Origin of the sequence: Novosphingobium kunmingense (assembly GCF_002813245.1) — a bacterium.
Taxonomy (GTDB): domain Bacteria; phylum Pseudomonadota; class Alphaproteobacteria; order Sphingomonadales; family Sphingomonadaceae; genus Novosphingobium; species Novosphingobium kunmingense.
Window position 1 is genome coordinate 68,182 of sequence record NZ_PHUF01000003.1, and the last position, 25,817, is coordinate 93,998.

General features: G+C 66.3%; 25 protein-coding genes and 1 tRNA gene. 18 read left to right on the forward strand and 8 right to left on the reverse strand.

Features of this window, described 5'->3' with window-relative positions:
* Positions 1 to 22 precede the first annotated feature (22 nt).
* Positions 23 to 2,746, reverse strand: a complete 2,724-nt coding sequence (locus tag B0I00_RS06385) for a TonB-dependent receptor domain-containing protein (RefSeq protein ID WP_100866575.1) — start codon at positions 2,744 to 2,746, stop codon at positions 23 to 25.
* A gap of 79 nt (positions 2,747 to 2,825) precedes the next feature.
* Entirely contained in the window at positions 2,826 to 4,421 is a 1,596-nt protein-coding gene (locus B0I00_RS06390) for a hypothetical protein (RefSeq protein WP_100866576.1), read from the reverse strand.
* A gap of 287 nt (positions 4,422 to 4,708) precedes the next feature.
* Here B0I00_RS06390 and B0I00_RS06395 point away from each other — a divergent pair, with 287 nt between their 5' ends.
* From B0I00_RS06395 to B0I00_RS17000, 10 genes are all read left to right on the forward strand, one after another.
* Positions 4,709 to 5,068, forward strand: coding sequence for a hypothetical protein (locus B0I00_RS06395; protein WP_100866577.1), 360 nt, complete (start codon positions 4,709 to 4,711; stop codon positions 5,066 to 5,068).
* 143 nt (positions 5,069 to 5,211) lie between these two features.
* On the forward strand, positions 5,212 to 5,850 hold the full coding sequence (locus B0I00_RS06400) for a lytic transglycosylase domain-containing protein (protein WP_100866578.1): 639 nt from the start codon (positions 5,212 to 5,214) through the stop codon (positions 5,848 to 5,850).
* Positions 5,851 to 5,855: 5 nt separating this feature from the next.
* A complete protein-coding gene (locus B0I00_RS06405; protein ID WP_100867124.1) occupies positions 5,856 to 6,158 on the forward strand; it encodes a TrbC/VirB2 family protein in 303 nt (100 codons plus the stop codon).
* Between the two features lie 6 nt (positions 6,159 to 6,164).
* Positions 6,165 to 6,458, forward strand: coding sequence for a type IV secretion system protein VirB3 (locus tag B0I00_RS06410; protein WP_100866579.1), 294 nt, complete (start codon positions 6,165 to 6,167; stop codon positions 6,456 to 6,458).
* Positions 6,459 to 6,471: 13 nt separating this feature from the next.
* The gene (locus B0I00_RS06415; protein WP_100866580.1) at positions 6,472 to 8,892 is read left to right on the forward strand and encodes a VirB4 family type IV secretion/conjugal transfer ATPase; all 2,421 of its coding nucleotides are present in this window, start codon (positions 6,472 to 6,474) and stop codon (positions 8,890 to 8,892) included.
* Positions 8,889 to 10,085 (forward strand): type IV secretion system protein, encoded by a 1,197-nt coding sequence (locus B0I00_RS06420; protein ID WP_100866581.1) that lies wholly within the window; start codon positions 8,889 to 8,891, stop codon positions 10,083 to 10,085. The genes B0I00_RS06415 and B0I00_RS06420 overlap by 4 nt, the downstream gene beginning before the upstream one ends.
* The gene (locus tag B0I00_RS06425; protein ID WP_100866582.1) at positions 10,082 to 10,870 is read left to right on the forward strand and encodes a TrbG/VirB9 family P-type conjugative transfer protein; all 789 of its coding nucleotides are present in this window, start codon (positions 10,082 to 10,084) and stop codon (positions 10,868 to 10,870) included. The genes B0I00_RS06420 and B0I00_RS06425 overlap by 4 nt, the downstream gene beginning before the upstream one ends.
* 2 nt (positions 10,871 to 10,872) lie before the next feature.
* A complete protein-coding gene (locus B0I00_RS06430) occupies positions 10,873 to 12,006 on the forward strand; it encodes a TrbI/VirB10 family protein (protein ID WP_100866583.1) in 1,134 nt (377 codons plus the stop codon).
* Positions 12,007 to 12,014: 8 nt separating this feature from the next.
* The gene (virB11, locus tag B0I00_RS06435) at positions 12,015 to 13,013 is read left to right on the forward strand and encodes a P-type DNA transfer ATPase VirB11 (RefSeq protein ID WP_232730148.1); all 999 of its coding nucleotides are present in this window, start codon (positions 12,015 to 12,017) and stop codon (positions 13,011 to 13,013) included.
* A gap of 561 nt (positions 13,014 to 13,574) precedes the next feature.
* Positions 13,575 to 13,895, forward strand: coding sequence for a hypothetical protein (locus B0I00_RS17000; protein WP_157812489.1), 321 nt, complete (start codon positions 13,575 to 13,577; stop codon positions 13,893 to 13,895).
* Between the two features lie 867 nt (positions 13,896 to 14,762).
* On the opposite strand, the gene B0I00_RS06455 is transcribed toward B0I00_RS17000, so the two are convergent.
* A tRNA-Ser gene (locus tag B0I00_RS06455) sits at positions 14,763 to 14,853 on the reverse strand.
* An 86-nt stretch (positions 14,854 to 14,939) separates the two neighbouring features.
* Between B0I00_RS06455 and B0I00_RS06460 the strand changes: the two genes are divergently transcribed.
* Genes B0I00_RS06460 through B0I00_RS06470 form a run of 3 tightly spaced genes read left to right on the forward strand, consistent with a single transcriptional unit; the run spans position 14,940 to position 16,596 of the window.
* Positions 14,940 to 15,341, forward strand: a complete 402-nt coding sequence (locus B0I00_RS06460; RefSeq protein WP_100866588.1) for a metallopeptidase family protein — start codon at positions 14,940 to 14,942, stop codon at positions 15,339 to 15,341.
* Between the two features lie 32 nt (positions 15,342 to 15,373).
* Entirely contained in the window at positions 15,374 to 16,288 is a 915-nt protein-coding gene (locus B0I00_RS06465) for a peptidylprolyl isomerase (protein ID WP_100866589.1), read from the forward strand.
* The gene (locus B0I00_RS06470; RefSeq protein ID WP_100866590.1) at positions 16,285 to 16,596 is read left to right on the forward strand and encodes a DUF1905 domain-containing protein; all 312 of its coding nucleotides are present in this window, start codon (positions 16,285 to 16,287) and stop codon (positions 16,594 to 16,596) included. Before B0I00_RS06465 ends, B0I00_RS06470 begins: the two co-directional genes overlap by 4 nt.
* On the opposite strand, the gene B0I00_RS06475 is transcribed toward B0I00_RS06470, so the two are convergent.
* The 3 genes from B0I00_RS06475 to hemF all read right to left on the reverse strand — a co-directional run bounded on the left by B0I00_RS06475 (position 16,593) and on the right by hemF (position 20,194).
* Positions 16,593 to 18,683, reverse strand: coding sequence for a RelA/SpoT family protein (locus tag B0I00_RS06475; protein WP_100866591.1), 2,091 nt, complete (start codon positions 18,681 to 18,683; stop codon positions 16,593 to 16,595). The genes B0I00_RS06470 and B0I00_RS06475 overlap by 4 nt on opposite strands.
* A 78-nt stretch (positions 18,684 to 18,761) precedes the next feature.
* On the reverse strand, positions 18,762 to 19,331 hold the full coding sequence (locus B0I00_RS06480; RefSeq protein ID WP_100866592.1) for a DUF1993 family protein: 570 nt from the start codon (positions 19,329 to 19,331) through the stop codon (positions 18,762 to 18,764).
* A gap of 5 nt (positions 19,332 to 19,336) precedes the next feature.
* On the reverse strand, positions 19,337 to 20,194 hold the full coding sequence (gene hemF, locus B0I00_RS06485) for an oxygen-dependent coproporphyrinogen oxidase (RefSeq protein WP_100866593.1): 858 nt from the start codon (positions 20,192 to 20,194) through the stop codon (positions 19,337 to 19,339).
* Positions 20,195 to 20,240: 46 nt separating this feature from the next.
* Between hemF and pdeM the strand changes: the two genes are divergently transcribed.
* The 5 genes from pdeM to B0I00_RS06510 all read left to right on the forward strand — a co-directional run bounded on the left by pdeM (position 20,241) and on the right by B0I00_RS06510 (position 24,960).
* Entirely contained in the window at positions 20,241 to 20,912 is a 672-nt protein-coding gene (gene pdeM, locus B0I00_RS06490; protein WP_100866594.1) for a ligase-associated DNA damage response endonuclease PdeM, read from the forward strand.
* Between the two features lie 87 nt (positions 20,913 to 20,999).
* Positions 21,000 to 21,521, forward strand: a complete 522-nt coding sequence (gene infC / locus B0I00_RS06495; protein WP_100866595.1) for a translation initiation factor IF-3 — start codon at positions 21,000 to 21,002, stop codon at positions 21,519 to 21,521.
* A 32-nt stretch (positions 21,522 to 21,553) separates the two neighbouring features.
* Positions 21,554 to 22,957, forward strand: a complete 1,404-nt coding sequence (locus tag B0I00_RS06500; RefSeq protein WP_100866596.1) for an SLC13 family permease — start codon at positions 21,554 to 21,556, stop codon at positions 22,955 to 22,957.
* A gap of 164 nt (positions 22,958 to 23,121) precedes the next feature.
* Entirely contained in the window at positions 23,122 to 24,432 is a 1,311-nt protein-coding gene (locus B0I00_RS06505; RefSeq protein ID WP_100866597.1) for a cystathionine gamma-synthase family protein, read from the forward strand.
* Positions 24,433 to 24,474: 42 nt separating this feature from the next.
* Positions 24,475 to 24,960, forward strand: coding sequence for a PaaI family thioesterase (locus B0I00_RS06510; protein WP_198519161.1), 486 nt, complete (start codon positions 24,475 to 24,477; stop codon positions 24,958 to 24,960).
* On the opposite strand, the gene B0I00_RS06515 is transcribed toward B0I00_RS06510, so the two are convergent.
* Complete coding sequence (locus B0I00_RS06515; RefSeq protein WP_100866598.1) at positions 24,944 to 25,228, reverse strand: hypothetical protein; 285 nt, start codon at positions 25,226 to 25,228, stop codon at positions 24,944 to 24,946. The two genes, B0I00_RS06510 and B0I00_RS06515, sit on opposite strands and share 17 nt — an antisense overlap.
* 13 nt (positions 25,229 to 25,241) lie before the next feature.
* A complete protein-coding gene (locus tag B0I00_RS06520) occupies positions 25,242 to 25,775 on the reverse strand; it encodes a J domain-containing protein (RefSeq protein WP_100866599.1) in 534 nt (177 codons plus the stop codon).
* Positions 25,776 to 25,817 lie beyond the last annotated feature (42 nt).

Here is a 25,817-nt window from a genome sequence, read left to right on the forward strand (position 1 = left end):
CGCAGCCTTCCTGGCGACGTGATCAGAACTTCAGCGTTGCCGACAGCGAGAAGCTGCGACCCACATCGTAGGAGTTGATGTCGAGCCGGTTGTCGCCCGAGCGCTGGTATTCGATATGCCGCTTGCCCGTGAGGTTACGCGCCTCGAACTTGAGCTCGAGCTCGCGGTTGAGGATCTCAACGCCTTCGCGCGCGACGAAGTCGAGACGAAGGCCCGGCGATTCATAGACGTCCGGCTGCGGCGGCGTGCCGAACACGCCGCGGCTCATCACGCGGTCGCTGGCATAGGTCACCATCAGCGTCTGCTGGGACAGTTTGTCCTGGTTTTCGAAACCGACCTCGAAGTTGACAAGGTGATCCGACTGGCCGGTCAGCTTCGCGCCGTCGCGGAAATAGTCCGACGCCAGCGTCGAGAACGCGCCGAACACCTGGACCTGATCGTCCGGGGCAACCTCCAGCTTTGACTTGGTGAAGGTGTAGTTGCCAATCACGATCAGCTTGCGCGCGGCGAAGAAGCCCGATTCCGCAATCGAGAAGTCCTTCTTCAGTTCGACTTCCGCACCGTACAGCTTCGCCTTGGGCGCGTTTGCATAGGAGGTGATGAATGAGGAGCTGATGAAGGATTCGATCGGGTTGTCGATCCGCTTGAAGAAGCCGGCGATCGAGAAGCGTTGCTCCGGCGCGAAATACCATTCGAACCGGGCTTCGGCGTTGTACAGCTGGCTGTCGATCAGCAACGGGTTGCCGCGGTATTCGCGGTTGGTGTCGGGATCGAAATAGGGCTGATTGATCAGTTCGCGGAATTGCGGACGGGCAATCGTCTTTGAAGCCGAAACGCGAACCTGCATCTGGGGTTCGACTTCCCAGGTAAGCGTGGCGGCAGGCAACCAGTAGCTGCGCGACTGGCTGGTGCCGGTCGTTGCCGCGCCCGGCACGGTGAACACCTGGATCGGCGAAACTCCGAGCTTTGCCCATTCGTAGCGCACGCCGGCATCGAGCGTGAGCCCGTCGACGATCTCGAAGTTGGCCTTGCCGTATCCGGCCGCGTTCCGCAGCGTGGCGAGGAACGCCGGATTGCCTTCGTCGCTTTCGATCAGTGAAATCCCGAAAGCGTCGATCTTGTTCGCACCAAGCAGGAAGTCGGGCCGCTGCAGCGTGACGCCGGCCGGGAGGCAGACCGTCGTCGGGGAGGGCACGCCTTCGCAGATCGCCGGCGCGAGGAACTGGAACTGCCGCCGCGAACTGGTCCGCTGCGTATCGGAGAATGCGCCGCCGGCCGTCAGCGTGAGGCCGTCGACCGCGCGCCAGGAAAGGTCGGCGCTGGCCGACCAGAGATCCTCGTTCAGGTCGGAGAAGGTGACGCTCGCATCGCCGCCATTGCCGTTGTTGAGGCGGTTGACGAAGAAGTCTCCCAGCGGGTCCGCCGGTGCCGCGTTGGTGCGGATATATTCGAAGTAGAGTTCGAACGGCGCTTTGCGCTTGGAATTGGCAAAGCCGCCGCGAACGTCGAGGCTTACATCAGGAGTAAGCTTGAACTCACCGACGAGCTGCGAGCTGAGCAACTGGCGCTCGTACCAGGCCGTGCGCTGACGCATGCGGTCCACGGTCGAGGACTGCGACACCAGCTGGCCCAGGCTGAGCGAGGCGTACTTGACGGTGTCGTGAATGCCGAGGTTGGTCCAGCGGATCTTGTTCTCGCCGAATTCGAGCCCGATGCCGAGAAGTCCGTTGAGGACCACGCGGTTTTCGGTGTTGAGCCCGGTGAAATCGGATTCGATCGTCGAAATGTCGGCGCTCAGCGAACGCTGCTGGTGCGGCTGGCGCGTCTGCCACTTGTTGCTGTATCCGATCGCGCCGATCAGCCCGAGGTTGGTCTCGCCCAGTTCCCACGACTTGGCACCGGAAATCGAACCCGAAAAGTTGGCCGGAATGTGCCGCCACCGCTGGATCGCGGCGTTGTTGCCGGTGACCAGTTCACGAGCGATCGCGCCGGTGTCGACATTGCCGGAGCTGATCCGTTCGCCGCTCGCCAGGAACGAGGCGAGGGCCGGCGGGATATTGCGCGCGCCCGAATCGAACCCGGTCCAGTCGCTGCCGCTGCCGTAGTAGGTGTAGCCAAGGTTCCCCGTGGTATAGGTGTCGCCCGACACCCCGACACCGATCGACAGAAACGGATCGCGCGGAATGGCCTTGGTGGTGAGGTTGATCACGCCGCCGCCGAACTCGCCCGGATAGTTGGCCGAATAGCTTTTCTGGACGAGCGACGAGGCGATCACGCTGCTGGGAAACAGATCGAGCGGGACGACGCGCTTCAGAGGCTCGGGGCTGGGCAGCGGCGAGCCGTTGAGCAAGGCCAGCGAGTACCGGTCGCCCAGGCCGCGAACGTAGACGTAACCGCTGCCGACCACGCTGAGACCGGTGACGCGGCCAAGCGCGCCGGCGATGTTGCCTTCGCCCGTGCGCGCGATGTCTGCCGACGACAGGACGGAAACGACCTGGGGGGCGGACCGCTCGATGTTCCGGTTGCGGCGCCCGGTCACGACGATTTCGCCGCCGGGTGCCGAAACTTCGACCGGGGGACTCTCGGCGCTGTCCTGCTGGGCCGCATCAGCCGCCGCGGCCGGATCGTCGGCCGGCGGTGTTGCCTGCTCGGGCGCCGTTTCGGCCGTCTGCGCAAGGGCAAGGCCCGGCGAGGTGAGCGCGGTAGTAGTCAAGGCGGCAATGACCAGCCGCAGCGGCGTTTTCATCGGATTTCCCCACGAATTCATTAAGCGAGGGGGCAGCCAGAAACTGGCTGCCCCCGTACTTGTGTCAGGCAGCCTTGCTTCAGCTTACGGGCAGCGAGGTGCACGACGACGACGACGAACCGAAGTTCGCGGTCGCGCTGTTGCAGGTCCAGCCGGCGTACCAGTTGTCGGCGCTGTCCTTGACCGCACCGATCCAAGTGGTCGCGGTGAAGAACGAGTTCAGGGTCGATGCGTTGAAGGCGGGCACGGCGGTTTCGTTGGCGCCGTTGATGAAGATGCTCGCCAGCGTGTTAATGAACGCGTCGTTGTTGTTGTTCGTGCCCGAACCGAAGGCCGTCTGGACCGAAGCAGCCGTGAAGCTGCCCGTGCCGATGTACTTCGTCGCGTTGCAGTGCATGACAAGCGAGCGGGCCGTGAACGTAACCGGGGTCGTACCCGATCCGTTCAGGCGGAGGCACTCGTTTGCCGGCGCGATGATCAGGCCGTTGACCAAGGTGTTGTCCGAGTTGCCACGGAACAGCGAGGCAGCCTGGTCGTTGGCTTCGTTGTCCGCGCTGGTCTGCGGCTGGATCGCCACGAAGTTGGCCACGGTCAGGTTGGTGCGCGGCGTGTCGGCCTCGGCACCGTTGCTGTCGATTTCGAACAGCGCATCGCCCTTGGTCGCGCGCGGCAGAAGCATGGCGTACTGCACCTTCATCTGCGCACCGGTATCGACGTCCATGCTGTCGTCGTCGGCGCCGGTCGCGATGTAGTACTTCATGTTGACCACGCCGCCGAAGAACTCGGCGCCGTCGTCCGAGCTGTTGTGCGACTGGATATGGTCAAGGACGGTTCCCGAACCGATGCCTTCGGTGGTCAGGGCCTGCAGTTCGCGGCCCGCGCCCAGGACGAAGCCCGAATAGCGGATCTGGACGTAGCTCATCCGGCCCGAGTTGTCGCCGGCGTTCGCACCGCCGTAACGGGCAAGGTCAGCCGCGCCTTCGGTATCGCGCTCGCAGGTGCCGGCCGCAACGGTGCCGACGTTGCAGTCGGTAACCGGGGCGCGGCCCATCAGCACCACGCCGCCCCACTGGCCCTGCGACGTGTCGTCGTTGAGGCCCAGGACGTTGTCGCGGCTGGTGAACACGATCGGCGCGGTGGCCGAGCCGACGGCAGCGATACGGTTGCCGCGATTGACGGCAAGCCACGACTGCCCGGTCGCGCCGTACAGGATTGCGCCCGGCGCGATCGTCAACGTGACGTTGGTGTCCGACGTCAGCGGCGTGCTGCAGCCCACGGTGGTCGACGTGACCGGCACGGTGGCCGACGGCGCGTTGAAGCCGCCGTCGCAGCCCACGTTGACGCGGCCGTTGATCTCGTAAAGCAGGCCGGCGAGCTTGGGCAGCGTGCTCGACACCTTGACCAGGCTCGGCAGACGGCAGACGCGCCACGTTCCGGTCGGACCGGTGATCGTTCCGCCGTCGGTCAGACCCTGCGGATCGGCGATCGTCGGGCAGCCGGCAGCTGCGGTGACCGTGGCCGGCCCGGTCGGCGTCGGCGTGGGGGTCGGCGTCGGAGTCGGATAGTTGATCGTTACGTCTCCGCCGGTGCCCGGCGATGCGATGTCGTCCGGTCCGCAGCCGGCAAGCGCGATGGCGCTACAGCCCAGCAGGCACAGGCCTTGAAACTTTGTCACGATGATATCCCCTTGGAAAACGAGTGAAGCGGTCAACTTCGAGCGCGCCGCGAATCGCTCTTAGGTGTTCTCCATGACAGTTCAGCTTCGGTTCTCTGTCAGAATGACGGATGCAATTTGACCGTATTCTGTCGTGCGGCTGACACGTTTGGGCCACCGAATCGGGGGGTGGTGCCACAAAGCGATGTTTGTTTCGCTTTTATGACAAAATCGAATTTTTCTTGCAGAACGGCTGAATTTCCATATCCTCGGAGCACGAAAAAGAGTTGGGAAGAGGATAGTCGACAATGAGCATCATGCTTGCAGTGGCCCTGGTGGCGTCACCTGTCATCACGGTCGAATCGCGTGCCCCGACCGACAATGTCGGGTACGAGGAGCTGCGGCAGGGCCGGAACCTCGCCGCGATAAAGGTGATAGACGCCCGGCTGATGGTCGAGCCGCGCGATCCTGCCGCGCTGATCAATCTCGCGGCGGCCAACGTCCGGCTGGGACGCGTCGACGTCGCGCGCGCGAGTCTGATCAAGGCGGTGCAGAGCCCCGATCGCTACGACCTTGAACTGGCCGACGGTCGCTGGCTCGACTCGCGCAGCGCCGCCCGGCTCGGTCTGGCCATGCTGAGGTCGCGCACTCCCCTTGCCCTGAAGTAACGGGCAGGGCCGAACTGCCCTTGCGAGGGCAACCGGGCCAAAGGATGCCCAGAAGCGGGATCCCGCGGCCCGGCGGGGCGTAATGCGCTGAACTGAAGGCTAACCGTCACACTAATGTCATACGGCGCGCGCATTGCGCCGTCATGAAACGGACACCGAATCGCCTGACCTTGTGGCAATTTGCCGCGGCGTGCGCCATTGTCGCCGGTGTCGCGCAACCGGCTGCCGCCAGGGCCGACGTGCTCGAAATCGGCGCGGATGGCAGCCGCTGGATTGCCGGCGGCGGAAAGCTGGCCGCCGCGCCCTTTGCTCTCGACGCCGAGCGCAGCCCGAGCACCATAGACAATTTCGAAGAATCCCATGCAGGCCTGACGACCGTGGCCGCCGCCGCCGGGCCCGATCGCTGGCGCGCGCGGGTCGGTCAGGTCGCCGCCAAGTACGATATCAGCCCCGCGCTGCTCGAAGCCCTCGTCTGGCAGGAAAGCCGTTGGAACCCCGCCGCCGTATCGCCGGCAGGAGCGCGCGGGCTGGCCCAGCTTATGCCTGGCACGGCCCGCGAACTGGGCGTCAATTCCGACGATCCCGATGCCAATCTCGAGGGCGGCGCCCGGTACCTGCGCATGCAGCTCGACACGTTCGACGGCGATGTCGAACGCGCGCTTGCCGCCTACAATGCCGGGCCGGGCCGGGTCCGCCAGGCTGGCGGCATCCCCTCGATCCGCGAAACGCGGTTATATGTCGCCGCCATTCTCGAGCGGCTTTCCCTTCCCGTCCGGAGATGATTTCGATGCGTTACCTGCGCCTGCCCGTTCTAGCTGGGCTGCTTGCCGTTCCCGTCCAGGCCCAGGCCCAGACCGCCAATCCGCAAGGCTCCGGCCCGATCGTTGCGGCGCTGTCGTGGCTGCAGGGCACCCTGCTTGGCAACGTGGCGACCGCGGTCGCGGTCATGGCGGTTGCCGCGGTCGGCTTCATGATGCTGACCGGGCGCATGAACTGGCGCTTCGGGGCGACCGTGATCATCGGCACCTTCATCCTGTTCGGCGCCGGTGCGATCGTCTCGGGGATCCAGTCCGCGGCCGCGGTCGGCTGATCGGCGATGTCGGAACCTGTCGCTCTTGTCCGATTTCCGGTCCACCGGGCGCTGACCAGACCGCAGATGTTTGCCGGCGTCACCTACAGCTTCTTCATCATAAACGCCGCGGTGACGACCGAGGCGTTCCTGATCACCAAGAGCTTTCTGGCCTTGCCCGTTGCCTTGATCGTCCACGCAATCGGCTATCTGGCCTGCCTTCGCGAACCGCGCGTCTTCGACCTGTGGATTACCCGGGTCAGCCGCTGCCCCCGGGTTCGCAATTGGCAGCGCTGGGGCTGCAACAGCTACGCGCCTTGAAGGAACCGGGTTGATGGGTATTTTTTCGGGGCCCTCTTCGATGGCAAAGTGGAGCAGCAAGGAAGCGCTGGCCGGGGAACGGCTTCCCTACGAAAAGATGGTCGACGAGAACGTCATGCTGCTGCGCGACGGATCGGTCATGATCGCCTTGGCGGTGCCCGGGCTGAACTTCGAAACCGCCGACAGCGACGAGCTCAACGCCCATGCCGCCTCGCGCGAAGTGATGCTGCGCAGCGTGCTCGATTCGCGCCTCGTGCTGTACCATCACGTCATTCGCCGGCGCGTTCACGTCGAACTCGATGCGCAGTTCGAGGATCCCTTTGCCGCCCACGTCGACGCCCGCTGGCGCAACCGGCTGGCCGATGGCGCGCTGTATGTGAACGACCAGTTCATTACCCTGGTGCGGCGCCCGACGCGCGGCAAGGCCGGCTGGCCCGAGCGGATCGGACGGGCGTTCAAGCGTCGGGGTCAGGACGTATTCGAAGCCGATCCCGGCGATGTGCGCGCGCTGCGCGCTGCGGCGATCAGCATCATCGCCACGCTCGGCGCCTATGGCGCGCGCCTGCTCGGCGACTATGACGGCGCATCGGGTACCTGCTCGGAACCGCTTGAATTGCTGTCCGCGCTGTTCAACGGCGAGATGCGTCCAGTGCGCCGTCCGGCGGAACAGACCAACCTCGGCCACATGCTGCCCTATCGCCGCGTCAACTTCGGCCTCGACGCGATCGAGTTGCAGGGGCCGGCGAACTCCGGCTTCGCGGCGCTGGTCAGCCTGAAGGACTATCCCGACAGCACCGGCCCGGGCCTGACCGACGGCCTGCTGCGCTTGCCGTGCGAACTGGTGCTGACCGAAACCTACGCGCCCGCCGATCGCCAGCTCGCCCGCGAACGGATCGACCTGTCGATCCGCCGCCTGCGGTCGGCCGACGAGGAAGCAATGGCCGAACGGCGCGAAATGCAGTCGGCGCGCGATGCGCTGGGCGTCGGTTCGGTCGGCTTCGGCGATCACCACCTGTCGGTCCTGATCCGCACCGACAACCTGGCCAGCCTCGACGATGCGGTGGCTGGTTGCGCCGCCGCGCTCGCCGAAGCGGGGGCCGTGGCCGTGCGCGAGGACGTCAACCTTGAGCCGGGGTTCTGGGCCCAGTTTCCCGGAAACGAAGCTTTCATCGTCCGCCGCGCCCTGATCTCGAGCGCCAATATGGCGTGCTTCGGTTCGCTTCACGGCTTTGCCCTGGGCCAGGCCGACGGCAACCACTGGGGCGAAGCGGTGACCCTGCTGCAGACGACCAGTTCGACGCCGTTCTTCTTCAACTTCCACACCGGCGATCTCGGCAACTTCTCGGTCATCGGTCCTTCGGGCTCGGGCAAGACCGTGGTGATGAACTTCCTCGCCGCGCAGGCGCAGAAGTTCGCGCCGCGCACCGTCGTTTTCGACAAGGATCGCGGGGCCGAGCCATTCGTCCGCGCGATCAATGGGCGCTACAGCCGGATTGCCGCCGGCCATCCGACCGGCTTCAACCCGTTGGCGCTGCCTGACACGCCGGCCAACCGCGCCTTCCTGCGCGACTGGCTGCAGGTGCTGCTCGCGGCGAACGGCGCGGAAGAGGCGACGACCATCGCTGCCGCGGTCGACGCCGCCTATGCCAACGATCCGGCGCTGCGCCGGCTCACGCACTTCCGCGAATTGCTGGCCGGCACCCGCCGGCCCTCTCCGGGCGATCTCGCCAGCCGGCTCGATGCATGGCTCGAAGGCGGCGAGAACGGCTGGCTGTTCGACAACGCCGAGGACCGCCTCGACCTGTCGGGCAGGGTCCTGGGCTTCGACATGACGGCGCTGCTGGAAAGCCCGCGTCTGCGCACGCCCACGATGATGTACCTGTTCCACCGGATCGAGGAGCGCCTCGACGGCAATCCGACGATGATCCTGGTCGACGAAGGGTGGAAGGCGCTCGACGACGAGGTTTTCGCCGCCCGGATCCGCGACTGGCTCAAGACGCTGCGCAAGCGCAACGCGCTGATCGGCTTTGCGACGCAAAGCGCGCGCGATGCCCTCGACAGCCGCATTTCGACCGCCCTGGTCGAACAGACGGCCACCATGCTGTTCATGCCCAACGCCCGGGCGCGGCCGGAAGACTATTGCGACGGGTTTGGCCTCACCCGCCACGAACTCGACGTGATCCGCACCTTGCCCGCGCAAAGCCGCTGCTTCCTGATCCGCCAGCCCGACGTCTCGGTCGTGGCGCGGCTCGACCTGTCGGGCATGCCCGAGGTGCTGACCATCCTGTCCGGTCGCGAAAGCACCGCGCGCCGTCTCGACGCGCTGCGTGCCGACTACGGCGACGCGCCAGCCGCTTGGTATCCGGCGCTGACCGGCACGGCCTGGCCGCGCGACGATGCCGACCAGGCGATTTGGACCGAGGCCGCCGAATGAGCGCCTGCCAGCAATTTTCCAACGTCGCTGCAGCCGGAGTCGCTCCGGCGCTGCGCGCGGTCGATTGCCTGGCGAGCGAGACCACCGCGGCCGCGTTCGGCCGGCTGTTCGGCGGGAACGGCGCGCTCGTCCCGGCGCTGACCGCGCTGTTAACGCTCTATATCGCGTTCTTCGCCTTTTCCCTGCTTACCGGACGCAGCCGGGTCGGCATTTCCGCCCTCACCCCGCGCATGATGACGCTGGGTCTGGTGCTGACCTTCGCGACCAGCTGGATCGCCTACCAGAGCGTGGTCTGGAACCTTGCCGTGGGCGGACCCGACCAGATCGCCAGCGTACTCACCGGCGCACGCGGATCGGCAACGCAGATCTTCGCCGACCGGATCGACCTGATCTTCGGCGCCATTGCCGAGGTCGCGGAGGCCAGCGGCCAGAGCGCGCAGGGTGCCGGAGCCGGGGTCACATCGGGAAGCTTCACGCCGGCCAACGTGATGTGGCTGGGCGCGCTGCTGCTGCTGCTCGGCACGGTCGGGGTCCTGGTCACTTCGCGCATCGCGCTGGCCGTGCTCCTCGCCGTCGGACCGGCATTCGTCGTCTTTGCGCTGTTTCGCGGCACGCGGGGATTGACCGCCGGCTGGCTGCGCGGGCTCGTCCTGACCGCCATTACCCCCCTGTTCGTGGTGGTCGGCGGCGGCATCGTGCTCGAGCTGATCGTTCCGGTCGTGGCGGCGCTGCGGTCGCCCGAAGGCGCGCTCGACGGGCGGGCGGCGATCGCACTGTTCCTGGCGGCGTCAGTTCACGTCGCGCTGATGAGCCTGATCCTCAAGGTGGCGGGAACCACCGTGTCGGCCTGGCGCGTGTTTGGCCTGGCCGATGCCGAGCCCGGATCGCCATCCGCGCAGGCGCCTGGTGCGTCCGCATCGATCGAGACGATCCGCAGCGGCGCTGCTCCGGCCGGCGGGGCAGCGGCCTCGATCGCACCGCATGCGCGTACGGCCGCCCTGATCCTGCCGTCCGATCCGAACCCCGGCATGGCCGCCGGATCGGTGCGCACGGGATCGAACCGCACCGTCATCAACAACGCCGCCGCTCCGGCTCAGGCCGGCGCGGCGTTCCAGCCGGTCCGCCGCACGCGCGGGCTCGGCAGCCGCTATCCATCGACCCCGGTCAGGGCCAAGAAAGAGATGATCCGATGATCCGCCTGCCGTTGTTCGCCGTGGCTCTTGCTCTCGCGGCATCCGCGCCGGCCCAGGCGCGCGACCCTCGCATCGTCACGCGCCATTACACCGCTGACGAGGTAACCCGCATCGACGGGCGGGTCAGCGTGCAGGCATCGATCGCCTTCTCCGACGACGAGCACATCGAGAACGTCGCGATCGGCGATTCGAACAGCTGGCAAGTCACGCCGAACAAGCGGGCCAACATGCTGTTCGTGAAGCCGCTGAGCGTCAAGGCGCGGACCAACATGACGGTCATCACTGATCGTCACACCTATCTTTTCGACCTTGTCGCTGGCGGCGCGGCCCAGCCGCTCTATGTCCTGCGCTTCACCTATCCGGACGAGCCCAAGCCGAAACCGGCGCCCGCCCTGGCCGATGCCGGCCTGACCGCGGCCGAGGCCGGCGCCATTCCCGGCGCCGGCGTGAAACCGCCGGTCGACCCGGCCAGCCTGAACTTCGACTGGCGCCAGCGGGGCAAGCCGGGACTTCTCCCCGCCAAGGTCTATGACGACGGCACCTCCACCTACCTGCAATGGCCGGCGAACGTGCCCATTCCGGCGATCCAGATCCGCAACGAGGCGGGGGTCGAAGGTCCTGTGAACTTCGCGGTCCGCGACGACATGACGGTGATCGAAGGCGTGCCGCGGATCATCGTCCTGCGCTTTGGCAAGGACGTTGCCACGCTCGAATACGCCGCCCAGCCCGGCAAGCCTCGAACCGCGGCCCTCGCCGCCAGCCAGAATCCCAGCGAAGGTCGATAGCCATGCGCCTCAACCGCAGAATTCCCGCAGGCCTCGATGCCGCCAACGACCGCGACCCGCGCGAAGGGCACAGTGCCGAGATCATCGACCTTGCCACCCGCAACGTCCTGCCTTCGGTCACCCAGCGCAAGCCGGGCCGCGACGGGCTCGGCCTGTTTGCCGGGATCGCCATTGTCGGCCTGCTCGGCGCGGTGACACTGTGGAGCCTCGATTCGGCGCGCAATCAGCCGCAATCAGTGCCGCAGGCGCAGCCACTGCCTGCCCAGAACCCGGTGCAGGCCGCGCCGGTCGGCGTCGTTCCCGTTGCGCCCGCTCCGGTCGGCATCGCGCCGGGGCTTGAGCCCGGCCCCGCGCCGCAGGCAATCCTTGCGGCCCCGCCGCAAAGCATGCCGATGGCCGGCCCGGCGTCCAACCCGGCGGCATCGCCGACGATGATTTTCGATGCCAGCGCCCTTCCCGCTCCGTCGGCGGGACCGGCCGGCGCACTTGCCGGACCGGGCGGGGCGCCCACGGCAATGCCGACCGGCAATACCAACGACGATTTCGCAACCCGGATCGGCGGCGTTGGCGGAAGTTCGGCCAGGGCGCGGAGCACGTTCGATCCGCGCACCACCGTCACCCAGGGAACCCTGATTCCCGCCGTCCTTGAAACGGCGATCGACACCGATGTTCCGGGCTATGTCCGCGCGGTCGTTTCGGTCGACGTGCGCTCGTTCGATGGCACCCGCGTATTGGTGCCGCGGTCTTCGCGCCTGATCGGCCAGTACAAGAGCGGGCTGCAGGCAGGGCAGAAGCGCGCCTATGTGATCTGGACCCGGCTGATCCGGCCCGATGGCGTCTCGGTCGAAATCGGTTCGCCCGCGGTCGGCTTTGCCGGCGACACCGGTCTGGCCGGAAAGGTCAACACCCACTTCTTCGAACGCTTCGGCTCGGCGATGCTGCTCTCGGTGGTCGGCGGCCTCTCGGCGCTGACCGGAAACGCCGGGGTCGTGATCGCCGGCGGCGGCCAGTCCGCGGCGGCGGCGGCGGTCGGCCAGAACGGTCAGATCAGCCCGACCCTGCGCGTTCGGCAGGGTCAGCCGATCCGCGTCTTCACCGCGCGCGACCTCGATTTCTCCAGCGTGGCGACGCAGTGACCGGAGCCGTGCACCGTCTGCCGGAAGCGCCGGATGGCGCGGTGCCGATCGACGAGCCGCGCAGCGTCTATCTCGACGCATATCTGGCGCCGTTCCGCGAATGGCTCGATCGCGAGACGGTCACCGAACTGCTCGTCAACCGACCGGGCGAATTGTGGGTCGAAGACGCCGACAGCCCCGGAATGCAGCGGATCGTCCTGCCCGAGATTACCGGCCAGCTGCTGCAGCGCCTGGCCGAGCAGGTGGCGCGGGTCAGCAGTCAGGGGATCAACCGCGAACACCCCCTGCTTGCCGCAACCCTCCCGGGCGGTGCCCGCATCCAACTGTGCGGCCCGCCCGCAACGCGGCGGCACTGGGCCCTGGCGATCCGGCGTCACCGGCTTCTCGACCTGCCGCTCGACGCTTACGACCGGGGGCCGATCATCCCGCGCGAGGACGCGCCGATGCCGGATGCCCGCTCCACCCCGATCGCCTTCCTGCGCGAGGCGGTGCGGCGGCGCAAAACCATCCTGATCTCTGGCGGCACATCGACCGGCAAGACGACCTTCCTCAATGCCATGCTGCACGAGATCCCCCAGCACGAACGCGTCGTGCTGGTCGAAGACACGGCCGAACTGCGCCTGCCCGGGGCCAACGGCGTCGGCCTGATCGCGGTCAAGGGCGAACTGGGCGAGGCGAAGGTTTCGGCCAACGATCTGCTCCAGGCAACATTGCGGATGCGGCCGGACCGGATCGTGCTGGGCGAACTGCGCGGGACCGAGGCGATCAGTTTTCTAAGGGCGATCAACACCGGTCACCCCGGGTCGTTTTCCACCGTGCACGCCAACACCCCGCGCGGCGCACTGGAACAGATCGCGCTGATGGCGATGCAGGCGGGCATCGGCCTCAACCGCGCCGAAACATTGAGCTATGCGGCCTCGGTCATCGATATCGTGGTTCAGCTTGACCGCATCAACGGGCGCCGCGGGATCGCCGAAATCGCGCTGTCGAGCAGTCTGGTCGCCTGACGAATTCCGCATTGGCGCAGCTGCAGGGCGGTTCTTCGCGGCTTCGTCCCGCTCTGGCGTGAACGCTGCGGGCAAGAACCCAAACTGGCGGAGCGGCGGGGAACAGGGGGTGCGCCACGCGCACGCCAATAATCGCGGCGGGCAAGCTGTCATTGCCGAGAACCTCCACACCGGGGGGAGGGAAATGGAAAAATAGACGGAGCGATACCTGCGGGAGATTGCGCGGCTGGTGCGAGAAGTGCCGATTCAAACCGGCGGCCCCTTGTTATTCAGAGGTTGTTGGCCTATTTAGAACTTATCAAGGGCACGCGATATGTAGGCGTCCTTGGCTGAGAGACCATCGCGCTCCCGCTTACTCGGTGGAGCGCCTGACATGGACCTCAATCAGCTGTATTCGCAGCACCAGCATTCGATCATGCGTGCTGCTGCCACACCCAGTCGTCTCGCTCGGACCAGGTATCTCGCCGCCGCGGGTGCTTTGGCCAATCGCATCCGAAATTACCAGCTTTCGGTTGGAGCGGCAGCCTCTTCGGGCTGGCTCCACAGCATGGAGTGCCCGGAGTGAGCACGCAAGAAAGCGAGCCGGCTTCCGGCATGGTGGCTGCGAGCCCTTCCGAGGCTGGCGGCAAGCGTCGGTCCCTGGGCTGGCGCAAGGCGGCCCCGCGTTTGCCGGGCCAAATGATAAGTCGGCAGGGACAAATCACGCATCTCGCGTTCGCACTTCTCGGCGGACGTGAGCCGGCGTTGGAATTTCTCAACCTCTATCACGCCGGGCTTGGGGCTAAGCCGCTTGATCTGGCTGGCGGCAGCGACGTGGGATATTCCGCGGTCCGGGGAGAGATCAACCGCTTGGCCTTCAAACTCACAGGAGCGCGGCAATGAGCCGGGCCATGAATCTGAAGCTGCCGGAAGCAAATGTCCGCAAACGCTGCGATGAAAGCGGTGTCTCGATTAGCGCGATAGAACCGCTTCCTGCGGGGGGAACTCACCTCGTCTGCACAACGGGCGAAGGGGCCGACGAAATGCGTCTGAGGCTTGCCGATTACCTCATTGCGGGATCCGTTCGACGTTTTCCATTCTATCGCGCCCGGGGTCCTTGGTAGGCGTCGGATGGGGACCAACGGAGCCCGAAATGGTCAATCAACCTAGCTTGATCCAGGTCACCAGCCGGCCACCTGACACCAATGTGACGGGGGCGCAAACGGCCCTTACGCGACATCGGCCCGAAGGCCGCTCGCACTTCGACATATACCGGGCTGAGCAGGTTTCCTTGACCTCCACCTTGTTTGGGGGTGGGGACTGGCACTGGCGGCTGACTGACGGGACAGGGGCAATGGTGGCCGACTGTGGTGGTTACCGCAACCGCCGAGACTGTCTTGCGGTTGTCGAAGGCCTCCGCGCGGAGGCAGGCCTGGCGACCGTTTCGGGGCGTGAGTGATATGTCGATCATCTAGCAATGCAGGAGCACCTGCAAATGTGCGACCCGAGGAGAGCGGGAAACTGTTCTCCCGCCTCAGCAGCCTCCGCCGATACCGTGGCGGAGGCTGTATTTTTTGGAATCAGCGTTAATGCTGTTCTTCGCCACGGCGCAGGTAAACCGCATACTTGCAAGACGACGCCGCACTTCCCCGCTACTTTGGAAGCCAATTTGTCCGGTGGCGTCCGGCTTCAAGCAATCGCGCCATCGGGCAAGCGTTTATGCGAACATCGGCCTTGGTTTGGAAAATTATCAATAAAATCGGGGTGTTATGGCGGAGCGGGAGGGATTCGAACCCTCGATACGCTTTTGACGTATACTCACTTTCCAGGCGAGCGCCTTCGACCACTCGGCCACCGCTCCGCGTGCACTGGAAGGGCGCGCCCTAGCGGGCGCCGGGGCGATAGGCAAGCCGTTGCGCTGGGCCGCCGCGTGCCTACATTCACGCCATGACACGCCCCTTCGGCCTTGCCCCGACCCTCGATGAAATCGAAACCCTGGCGCTTTCCGCCCTGGCGCGGTTGCCGGAGGAATTCCGGGTCCATCTGGCCGGCGTTGCCGTGCGGGTCGAGGATTTCGCCGATCAGGCCACACTCGACGCGCTCGGCATCGAGGATCCCTTCGAGCTCACCGGGATCTACGAAGGCGTGCCGGTGGGGGAAAAGTTCGGCGCGCCGAACGGGACCATGCCCGATCGCATCCGCCTGTTCCGCGGCGCCATCCTGGACGAATGGATCGCGCGCGGGGACGAGAGCCTGGAACACCTCGTCGCGCACGTGCTTATCCACGAGGTCGGCCACCATTTCGGCCTGTCCGACGCCGATATCCACGCTCTCGAAGACAGCGCCTAGACCTTGAACTGCCGCGCTGGCACAAGTCGGCGATGCGCACACTTCTTACCCTTGCCGCCGGCCTGCTGGCGGCGCCGTCCGCCGCGGAGACCCCGGTTCCGTCGCCCGGCGAGCTGGTGGCCAAGGCCTCTGCATCGGACTGGACCGCGATCGCGCCGGCCGATCTCCTCGTCATGGACCTGTCCCCGGATGCGAAGGGTGCGGACCGCCGCGTGGTGATCCAATTGATGCCCGCGCCCTTCGCGCAAGACTGGATCGGCAACATCCGCAAGCTGGCCGCGGCAAAGTGGTGGGACGGCCTTGCGGTCAACCGGGTGCAGGACAACTATGTCGCCCAGTGGGGCGATCCCGACGGGGAAGACAAGGCGAAGGCCAAGTCCCTTCCGCCCGGCCTGACGAAACCGTCGGCCGACGGTTATTACCATCTGCGGGTCAAGTCCTACCGCGCCCCGCGCCAGCCGCGCGCGAAGATCGATCCCTATGCAGAGGCCTATGGCTATGACGGCGGCTTCCCGAGCGCATCGGACGCCACCGGGACATGGCCGGTGCACTGCTATGGCATGGTCGGGGTCGGGCGCGACATGCCGCCGGACACCGGATCGGGCGCGGAGCTGTATACCGTGATCGGCCATGCACCGCGGCACCTCGATCGCAATATCGCCTTGGTCGGCCGCGTGATCGAGGGGATCGAGCACCTTTCCAGCCTGCCGCGCGGAACCGGGCCGCTGGGCTTCTACGCCACGGCCGAAGAGCGCACCGCGATCCGGTCGATCCGCATCGGTTCCGACGTCTCCGGCCTGGCCGCCTACCAGTACCTGTCCCCAGCCAGTGCGAGCTTCAAGGCTTATGCCGAGGCACGCGCCAACCGGCGCGATGCGTTCTTCGTGACGCCCGCTGGCGGCGCCGACATCTGCAATCTGCCGGTGCCGGTGCGCCGCGTGCCGTGAGCGAGCAAGTGACCCACACCGCGCCGCTGTGGCGTTGGAGCGGCAACAGCGGCGGGTCCTGGCACTTCCTGACGATCGACGGTGCGGCGGGCGAGGCGCTGTCCGGCACCGCGCTGATGCGGCGGATGGAGCGCACCATCGGCGGTTTCGGATCGCTGAAGGTGAGCGCGACGATCGGCGAGACGGCGTTTTCCACTTCGGTCTTTCCGTCCAAGGCCGAGGGCTGGATTCTTCCGGTCAAGGCCAGCGTGCGCAAGGCCGAAGGACTGGCCGAGGGCGATGCAGTGACGGTGGACCTGGCGTTCTAGATACGGTCCGCCTGCGCCACCGCATCGCTGGCGCGCAGGGCGCTGACGATCCGGGTAAGGTGGGCGAGGTCCGAAACCTCGAGGTCGATGTCGTAGGTGCCGAACAGCTCGTCGCGGCTGGTGTTCTGCAGGTTGATGATGTTGGCGCGGTTGCCGGCGAAGATCCCGGTTGCTTCGGCCAGGGTGCCGGGGCGGTTGTAGAGGACCACGCGCACGCGGCCGATTGCGCCGGTGGTGCGTTCCCCCCACGACAGGTCGAGCCAGTCGGCATCGACCCCGCTGGCAAGGCTGAGGCAGTCGATCGCGTGGACTTCGACGCCCTGTCCGGGATGACGGATGCCCACAATGCGGTCACCCGGAACCGGGTGGCAACATTCGCCAAGCTGGAAGGCGACCCCCGGGGTCAGCCCCTTGATCGAGATAGCGCGCTCCTGCTTGGGCCAGTTCTCGGGCTCGGGCAGGCTGCTGGCGCTGCCCGGGACGAGCGCCTCCATCACCTGCCGGTCGTCGATCTTGGCCGTGCCGATCGCGCGCATCAGCTCGTCCTCGGACGACAGGCCCAGGCGCTGGACCGCGTCCTTGATCGCCTTCTTGCCGATCTTGCTGGGCAGCCTTCCGGCGATCTCGTCGAACAGTTCGCGGCCGATCGCGGCCACTTCCTGCTTTTCCTTTTGCCGCACGGCACGGCGGATCGCGGCGCGCGCCTTGCCGGTCACGACGAAGCCCAGCCACGAGAGCTGGGGCGAGGCGTTCTTGCTCTTGATGATCTCGACCACGTCGCCGTTGGCCAGCTCGGTGCGCAGCGGCATGTGCCGACCGTTGATCTTGGCGCCCACGGCAAGGCTGCCGAGGTCGGAATGGACGGCATAGGCGAAATCGACGGGGGTCGATCCCTTGGGCAGCTGGAACAGCTGGCCCTTGGGCGTGAAGGCGAAGATGCGGTCCTGGTAGATCGCCATCTTGGTATGCTCGAGCAGTTCGTCGGCATCGTGGCTGGCATCGACGATCTCGATCAGGTCGCGCAGCCAGCCGACCTGGCCGTCGGGTCGCTCCTGGCTCTTGTAGGCCCAGTGGGCGGCGAGGCCGAATTCGTTGGTGTGGTGCATTTCATGGGTGCGGATCTGCACTTCCATGCGCATCGAATTCTCGAAGATCAGCGCGGTGTGGAGGCTGCGGTAGCCGTTCGACTTGGGCGTCGAGATGTAGTCCTTGAAGCGCCCCGGGATCATCTGCCAGGTGCGGTGCAGCACACCTAGCGCGCGGTAGCAGTCGTCGACATCGTCGGTCAGCACGCGGAAGGCCATGATGTCGGTGATCTGTTCGAAACTGACGTGGCGTTCGGCCATCTTCTTCCAGATCGAGTAGGGGTGCTTCTCGCGTCCCGACACCTCGACCTTCAGACCCCCTTCGGCCAGGGCCTGCTTGATCGACAGGGCGATCGCGTCGACCTGGCCGCCTTCGCTACTGCGGATCTGCGCCAGCCGTCCGGTGATCGTGGCATAGGCTTCGGGCTCGAGCTGCTCGAAGGCGAGGAGCTGCATCTCGCGCATGTATTCGTACATGCCCACGCGCTCGGCCAGCGGGGCATAGATATCCATCGTCTCGCGCGCGATGCGGCGGCGCTTGTCCCCGCTCTTGATGTAATGGAGCGTGCGCATGTTGTGCAGCCGGTCGGCCAGCTTGACGAGCAGCACGCGGATGTCCTCGCTCATCGCGAGAAGGAACTTGCGAAGGTTCTCGGCGGCGCGCTCGTTCTCGCCCATCGCCTCGATCTTCGACAGCTTGGTCACCCCGTCCACCAGCTTGGCGACGTCGGCGCCGAACAGCTTCTCGATCTCCTCCGTGGTCGCCAAGGTATCTTCGACCGTGTCGTGGAGCAGGGCGGTGACGATCGTTTCCTGGTCGAGCTTCAGTTCGGTCATCAGCCCGGCCACTTCGACCGGGTGGCTGAAATAGGGATCGCCGCTGGCCCGCTTCTGGCTGCCGTGCTTCTGGACAGTATAGACGTAGGCGCGGTTGAGCATGGCCTCGTCGGCCTCGGGCTCATAGGACAGGACCCGCTCAACAAGTTCGTACTGGCGCAGCATCGTTGCCCTTTGTGACGGCTTTACCCGGCAAAGGGCAAGGGGACTTGTGCGAGGATTGGCGGGTTTTTGGCCCTGACCCTAGTCGGCTGGAGGCGCGTCCGGCTGGCGCAGGAGCGGAAACAGGTGGGCGACGTAGTCGGCCTTGCCCAGCTCGATTTCCCGGCTGCGCAGGATCGCATAGGCGGTCATGACGTGGAAATAGAACTGCGGCAGCGCCCAGTCGCGCACATATTGCAGGCCGGTAAAGTCGAAGGTCATGCCGATCGGCAGGGCGTGAGCCAGCGGGGCGGAAGGATCCGTTTCCTCTCCCGCAGCAGCCAAGTCCGCAACCACAGCTAACGCCTCGTCGATCCGGGACAGCGCATCGGTCAGCGATCCGGGCTGGTCTCCGGCGGCGCGTCCTTCGTCGAGCAGCGCGGCATGAAGCGGCGGGAACTCCGCACCGCGAATCCGGTGCATCCCCTCGAGCGCCTGGACACAGGCGAAGCGGATCTGTGTCGCCAGCGGAAACATGTCGTCGGCCAGCCGCGCAGAGAGGAGCGCATCGCCGTGGTCGCGGCCGACCTGCGCCTGCGCCTTGCGCAGCCACGCGGCGAGCGCGCCCAGCATCTGGGAATAGGTCGGGGCGGCCAGGTCGGTCAGGGTCACCGCAATCAGCTCCAGCTCGCCTCGGGCGGCAGGCTCATCAGGATCGCGTCGACGTTGCCGCCGGTCTTGAGGCCGAACAGCGTGCCACGATCATAGACCAGGTTGAATTCGGCATAGCGCCCGCGCCATTCGAGCTGGGTCTGCTTGTCGGCCGGCGTGAACGCAGTGTCCATGCGGCGGCGGACGAGCTGCGGGAACACGTGCAGGAACGCCTCGCCGACGTCACGGGTGAAGGCGAAATTGTCTTCGAAAGCCACCATGTCGGGACATTCGACGTGATCGTAGAAGATTCCGCCGACGCCGCGGTGGACGCCGCGGTGCGGGATGAAGAAGTAGTCGTCGGCCCAGGCCTTGAACCTGGCATAATAGGCCGGATCGTGCGCATCGCAGGCGGCCTGGAAGGCGGCGTGGAAATCGGCGGTGTCCTGCGGATAGGGAATCGGCGGGTTGAGGTCGCCGCCGCCGCCGAACCACGCCCTGGTGGTGGTCAGGAAGCGGGTGTTCATGTGGACCGCCGGCACGTGCGGGTTGGCCATATGCGCGACCAGGCTGATGCCCGTCGCGGTAAACCCCGGGTCCTCGTCCGAGGCGCCGTTGATGCTGGCGGCAAAGCCCGGCGCGAAGGTGCCGTGAACGGTCGAGACGTTGACCCCGACCTTCTCGAACACCTTGCCCTTCATCAGGCCGCGGGTGCCGCCGCCGGGGTTGTCGTTACCCGCTTCCTCGCGGTTCCAGGTCCGGTATTCGAAGCGCGCGGCGCTGCCGGCCTCGGCCTCGATCTCCTCGAAGGCGGCGCAGATCCGGTCGCGCAGGCTTTCGAACCAGGCGCGGGCGCGGGCGGTGGCGGGGGTCCAGTCGGTCATCGTCAGCCCCTTGCCAAGCCAAACGCCTTGCGGCAAGGGCAGGGCGATGGTTCCCTTTTCGTTCGCAGGTGAGGAATTTGCCCTGGCAGGGGAACGCGCGCTGTACTGGCCGCGCGAACAGGCGCTGCTGGTGGCCGACCTGCACCTTGAAAAGGCCAGCTTTTTCGCCCGTCACGGGCAGATGCTGCCCCCATACGACAGCCGCGAAACGCTGGAACGGGTGGCCGCCGCAATCCGCCAGACGGGCGCCCGCCGCGTGTTCTGCCTGGGTGACAATTTCCACGATACCGCTGGGGCCGATCGGCTGGAGCCGCACGCCGCCGGCATGCTCGACGCGCTGGCCCGCGCCACCGACTGGGTGTGGATCGCCGGCAACCACGACCAGGGCCACGTGCCGTGGGGCACCGCGGTGGACGAGATCGAACTGGCCGGCATCATGCTGCGCCACCACGCGTCGCGCGGAGAGATGCGGCCCGAGCTAACGGGTCACTTCCACCCGCGCCTGCGCGTCAAGGCGCGCGGGCGCCTGATCGCACGCCCCTGCTGGGTGTCGAGCGAGCGCAAGTTGATCCTGCCCGCCTTCGGTACGCTGACCGGCGGCATGGATGCATCCGATCCGGCCATAATCGCCGCGATGCAGCCGGCCCGCGCCGTCGATGCGCTGCTGCCGGCCTCGCAAAAGCTGGTCCGCTTCCCCATATGGCGAAACGCCGCCTAAACCCTTCCCCAATTCGCGAATCGGGACTATGGAGCGGCGCAGAAAACCGTCTCAGGAGATTCCAACATAGCACCCCCACCCCGGCGCATGATGACGCCCCCCGTAAAGAGCGGGCCGCGCTACAACAACATGATCACGTCCGACAAGGTTCGCGTCATCGACGAGAACGGCGAAAACATCGGCGTGATGTACACCCGTGAAGCAATCGAACAGGCAGCGGAAGTCGGCCTCGACCTTGTCGAAGTGTCGCCCAATGCCGATCCGCCGGTATGCAAGTTCCTCGACGTCGGAAAGTTCCGCTACGAGGCCCAGAAGAAGGCCAATCTCGCCCGCAAGTCGCAGAAGACGCAGGAGATCAAGGAGATCAAGATGCGTCCGAACATCGACGACCACGACTATGACGTGAAGATGCGCGCGATCCACAAGTTCATCGGCGAAGGCGACAAGGTGAAGGTCACCCTGCGCTTCCGCGGCCGCGAACTGTCGCACCAGCAGCTTGGCATGAACCTTCTGAAGAGGGTGCAGGAAGACACCGCCGAAGACGCCAAGATCGAGGCCTATCCCCGCATGGAAGGCCGCCAGATGCTGATGGTGCTGTCGCCCAAGTAAACAAGGGTCAGCAAGGCCGAGGGGGGAGGGCCATGACTGCCAAGCGCATCTGCTTCTGGCTCGGCCCGCTGGGCTTCGCGCTGACCGTGCTGACCGCCGCACCGGCCGGAATGCCGGTGGCGGCCTGGCCCACCGCGGGCCTGGTCTGGTGGATGGCAGCCTGGTGGATGAGCGAGGCGATGCCGCTCTCGGCCACCGCGCTTCTCCCCTTCATCATCCTGCCGCTGCTGGGCGTCTCGGACGCGGCCAAGACCGCCGCGTCCTATTATTCGCCGACCATGTTCCTGTTCCTCGGCGGGGCGTTCCTGGCCCTCGCAATCGAGCGCACCGGCCTGCACCGGCGGCTGGCGCTCGCCATCCTGGCACGGGCGGGCCATTCGTCGTGGCAGTTGTTGCTGGCGGTGATGACCGCCACGGCGCTCATCTCGATGTTCATCTCGAATACGTCGACCGCGCTGATCATGATGCCGATGGCCTTGGCCATGCTCGCCTCGGGCGGGGTCAAGGCTGGCGATACCGAGGGCGTCGCCGGCGCCTTGCCGATGGGCATTGCCTTTGCCGCCACTCTTGGCGGGTTCGGGACGATCGTGGGCACGCCGACCAACGCCATCGCGGTCGCGCTCCTCAAGGAAAGTCTCGGGGTCGAGATCTCGTTCCTCGAATGGAGCGCCTACGGGGTGCCGGTTGTCCTGCTGTCGGTGCCGCTCGCCGCCTTCATCATCGGCAAGGTCCAGCGCCTGTCTCAGGACAGCTTCGACCCGGCTGCGGCGCGCGCGTCAATCCACCTGCCGCAAGGCTGGACGGTGCCCGAGAAGCGCCTCCTTCCCGTCTTCGTCCTGACGGTGATCGCCTGGGTCTCGATGCCGCTGATCAAGCCGCTGGTGCCGCCCGGGGGGATCGACGATGGCACGATCGCCGCGATCGCGGGGCTCACCCTGTTCTTTATTCCCGACGGCACCGGCCGCCCGTTGCTCAACTGGGACGAGGCGAACCGCGCCCCCTGGGCCGTGATCCTGATGTTCGGCGGCGGCCTGGCCCTCGCCATGGGAATGAGCGCCAGCGGCCTGGCCGACTGGCTCGGCGAAATGCTCCTGCCGCTGCGGGCCGTGCCGTTGCCGGTGGTTGCGCTGGTGCTGGTCGCCTTTGTCGTGATCGTGACCGAGTTTGCGAGCAACATCGCGGCGGCCAGCGGGATCATGCCGGTGGTCGGCGCGCTGGTCGCCGCGCTGGGAGCCGATCCGATGCTGCTGGCGCTGCCGGCGGCGCTGGCCGCCTCGTGGGGCTTCATGCTGCCGGCCGGAACCGGGCCCAACGCGCTGGCCTGGGCCACCGGGCACATCGCCCTGCCGCGCGTGATCAAGGCGGGCCTGGCTCTCGATCTGGCCGGCGTCTTCCTCATGGTCGGGGTGGTCTGGACCGTCACCGCGCTGGTCTGAACCGGTTACCGTTGAAATCAGTTTGTGCGCTTGGTAAGCCGCGCTCCGATCCGGGCAACGGGTGGAGATGCGGTCCTGCGGAGGTTAGGATCGCCAGCGCCCCCGCAACCCCATGAAGCTTCCGCCTTCCTGGGAGCGCGACTGCACAGGAAGGACGCCGCGCCATGGCCGATACCCCCGCTAACGACAAGACACCGGGCCGCAAGCCCAAGGCCGCGATAACCACGATCGGCAACCACCAGCTTTCGCCCGCGACGCTGATGATGGGCCATGGCTATGATCCGATGCTGTCCGAAGGCAGCCTCAAGGCCCCGATCTTCCTGACCAGCACCTTTGCCTTCCCCAGCGCGGCCGATGGCAAGCGCTTTTTCGAAGGGATCACCGGCAAGGTTCCGGGCGGCACCGACGGCCTCGTCTATTCGCGCTTCAACGGGCCCAATCAGCAGATTCTCGAGGGCCGCCTGGCCGTCTGGGATGGCGCCGAGGAAGCACTGAGCTTTTCCAGCGGCATGACCGCGATCTGCGTGCTGTTCCTGGCCTATTGCAGTGCCGGCGACGTGATCGTCCATTCCGGCCCGCTCTATGCTGCCAGCGAAGGCTTCGTCGCCAGGACGCTGAGCCGTTTCGGCGTGACCTATGTCGACTTTCCGGCCGGCGCGACGCGCGAGGAACTGGACGCCGTGATGGCACGCGCCAGGGCACAGGCCGACGCGCAGGGCGGCAAGGTCGCGATGATCTATCTCGAGAGCCCGGCCAACCCGACCAACGCGCTGGTTGATGTCGAGGCGGTCAAGGCCGCCCGCGACGCCGCTTTCGGGCCGGATTGCCCGATTGCGATCGACAACACCTTCCTTGGTCCCCTGTGGCAGCGCCCGCTCGAACAGGGGGCGGACATCGTGGTCTATTCGCTGACCAAGTACGTCGGTGGCCATTCCGACCTGGTAGCCGGGTCGATCGCCGGGGCCAGCAAGTGGATGACCCCGGTGCGGATGTTGCGCAACACCATGGGCGGGATCGTCGATCCCAACACCGCGTGGATGCTGATGCGCAGCCTCGAGACGGTCGAACTCAGGATGAGCCGCGCGGGCGAGAACGCCGCCCGCGTCTGCGCCTGGCTCGCGACCCATCCCAAGGTCGAAAGGCTCGGCTACCTCGGCATGATCGACGATCCGCGTCAGCAGGACATCTACGACCGGCACTGCACCGGCGCGGGCAGCACCTTTTCGCTCTACATCAAGGGCGGCGAGGCCGAAGCCTTCCGCTTCCTCGACAACCTCAAGATCGCCAAGCTGGCGGTCAGCCTCGGCGGGACCGAGACGCTGGCCAGCCTGCCCGCTGCGATGACGCACCTGTCGGTGCCCGATGAACGCAAGGCGCAACTCGGCATCACCGACAACCTCGTCCGCGTCAGCATCGGCATCGAGGACGCCGACGACCTTATCGCCGACTTCGAACAGGCACTGGCCGCGGTGTGATCCCGCTTGCGGCGGCGCGGGCGTTATGCTTGGGCCGCCGGCATGAGCCACGAACCGCACGACAAGATGCAGCCCGACAGTCCGCCGACCACCGTGCCGTGGCGGCTGGCGACCGCGCAGGATCCGGACTGGGCCGGCTGGTATCACTGGGAGCCGGCCGACGATTTCGAGGACTATGCAGGGCCCTTCTACTGCCAGCCCGATGGCAAGGGCATCGTCTGCGGCTTCATGCCCGAGGCGAAGAACCGCAACGGCGGGGGGAACATCCACGGAGGGTCGTTGATGACCTTTGCCGACTATGCCCTGTTCATGATCGCCGGCGGGATGGACGCGAACATCCATGGGGTCACCGTGACGATGAACTGCGAATTCGTTGGCGCGGCCGAACCGGGCCGGCTGCTGACCGCGCGCGGTGAAGTGGTGCGCGCCGGGCTGTCGATGGTCTTCGTGCGCGGCATGATCGACGATGCCGGGCGCAACGTCCTGGCCTTTTCCGGCACGATCAAGCGGATCAACCGCCGGAGCTGAGCCGCTTGCGGTTGCGCTCGACCTTGCGGCGCAGCTTCTTCACGGTGCGCGCGGCTTGCTCGTCGGGGGTCAGGCCAAGCTGGCCGGTCACGGCCATCATGTGGATTTCGAAGGCGGCGCTGATTTTCTCGGTGACCATGCGCTCGGCCTCCCTGAAGGCCTTGTCGTCGCCCTGGGCGAGCCGGGCCATGCGCAGACCGATGACCTGCGAGGCCTCGAATCCCAGCGCGGCGCTGTCCCACCACAGATGGTGAAGTTCTCGGTACATAGCGACCCCTGTCTTACCCTTTCCACTCGCGCCGTTCTTCGGCTGCGCGCAGAACCTCATAGGCCAGTTGCAGCGCCTGGAAAGCCCTTGCGGCTTCATCGTCACCCGGTCGGACATCGGGATGGACCAGCTTGGCCTTGGCGCGGTAACTCTTCTTGATCGCCTCGAAATCGGCATCGGCCTCAAGCTCGAGCAGGTCGAGCGCGCGCATTTCGTCACGGCTGCGGCTGCCGTCGCCCGATCCGGCCCAGCCATAGTGCGCCGATTCGCGGTAGCCGGAATTGTCCCGGCTTTCGTCGGCCTCGCGCTGTGCAGCTTCCTCGGCGTCGAGCCCGGCAAAATAGTCCCAGCCGGCGTTGTACTCGGCAGCATGACGCTGGCAGAACATCCAGCGTTCGGGGCTGTTTGGGCTCTTGGGCGCAGGACAGCTTCCCGGATCGGTGCAGCCATGACGGTCGCACAGGCGGATCGTGGCGGTATCGCGTGCGCCCTCGTAACCGCGCCAGCGCGGGAAACCCCAGTTGTCGGATCGGCCGGCTCTGCTCATCCCTCCAGAGATAGGCCCTATCCCCCCGCCAGCGCAACGGGC

What these genes read in the sequence shown, in the direction of transcription:
- B0I00_RS06385 (WP_100866575.1), bottom strand. Translation starts at nt 2,746, where the DNA reads ATGAAAACGCCGCTGCGGCTGGTCATTGCCGCCTTGACTACTACCGCG.
- B0I00_RS06395 (WP_100866577.1), top strand. Translation starts at nt 4,709, where the DNA reads ATGAGCATCATGCTTGCAGTGGCCCTGGTGGCGTCACCTGTCATCACG.
- B0I00_RS06400 (WP_100866578.1), top strand. Translation starts at nt 5,212, where the DNA reads ATGAAACGGACACCGAATCGCCTGACCTTGTGGCAATTTGCCGCGGCG.
- B0I00_RS06405 (WP_100867124.1), top strand. Translation starts at nt 5,856, where the DNA reads ATGCGTTACCTGCGCCTGCCCGTTCTAGCTGGGCTGCTTGCCGTTCCC.
- B0I00_RS06410 (WP_100866579.1), top strand. Translation starts at nt 6,165, where the DNA reads ATGTCGGAACCTGTCGCTCTTGTCCGATTTCCGGTCCACCGGGCGCTG.
- B0I00_RS06415 (WP_100866580.1), top strand. Translation starts at nt 6,472, where the DNA reads ATGGGTATTTTTTCGGGGCCCTCTTCGATGGCAAAGTGGAGCAGCAAG.
- B0I00_RS06420 (WP_100866581.1), top strand. Translation starts at nt 8,889, where the DNA reads ATGAGCGCCTGCCAGCAATTTTCCAACGTCGCTGCAGCCGGAGTCGCT.
- B0I00_RS06425 (WP_100866582.1), top strand. Translation starts at nt 10,082, where the DNA reads ATGATCCGCCTGCCGTTGTTCGCCGTGGCTCTTGCTCTCGCGGCATCC.
- B0I00_RS06430 (WP_100866583.1), top strand. Translation starts at nt 10,873, where the DNA reads ATGCGCCTCAACCGCAGAATTCCCGCAGGCCTCGATGCCGCCAACGAC.
- B0I00_RS06460 (WP_100866588.1), top strand. Translation starts at nt 14,940, where the DNA reads ATGACACGCCCCTTCGGCCTTGCCCCGACCCTCGATGAAATCGAAACC.
- B0I00_RS06465 (WP_100866589.1), top strand. Translation starts at nt 15,374, where the DNA reads ATGCGCACACTTCTTACCCTTGCCGCCGGCCTGCTGGCGGCGCCGTCC.
- B0I00_RS06475 (WP_100866591.1), bottom strand. Translation starts at nt 18,683, where the DNA reads ATGCTGCGCCAGTACGAACTTGTTGAGCGGGTCCTGTCCTATGAGCCC.
- hemF (WP_100866593.1), bottom strand. Translation starts at nt 20,194, where the DNA reads ATGACCGACTGGACCCCCGCCACCGCCCGCGCCCGCGCCTGGTTCGAA.
- pdeM (WP_100866594.1), top strand. Translation starts at nt 20,241, where the DNA reads ATGGTTCCCTTTTCGTTCGCAGGTGAGGAATTTGCCCTGGCAGGGGAA.
- infC (WP_100866595.1), top strand. Translation starts at nt 21,000, where the DNA reads ATGATGACGCCCCCCGTAAAGAGCGGGCCGCGCTACAACAACATGATC.
- B0I00_RS06500 (WP_100866596.1), top strand. Translation starts at nt 21,554, where the DNA reads ATGACTGCCAAGCGCATCTGCTTCTGGCTCGGCCCGCTGGGCTTCGCG.
- B0I00_RS06505 (WP_100866597.1), top strand. Translation starts at nt 23,122, where the DNA reads ATGGCCGATACCCCCGCTAACGACAAGACACCGGGCCGCAAGCCCAAG.
- B0I00_RS06510 (WP_198519161.1), top strand. Translation starts at nt 24,475, where the DNA reads ATGAGCCACGAACCGCACGACAAGATGCAGCCCGACAGTCCGCCGACC.
- B0I00_RS06515 (WP_100866598.1), bottom strand. Translation starts at nt 25,228, where the DNA reads ATGTACCGAGAACTTCACCATCTGTGGTGGGACAGCGCCGCGCTGGGA.
- B0I00_RS06520 (WP_100866599.1), bottom strand. Translation starts at nt 25,775, where the DNA reads ATGAGCAGAGCCGGCCGATCCGACAACTGGGGTTTCCCGCGCTGGCGC.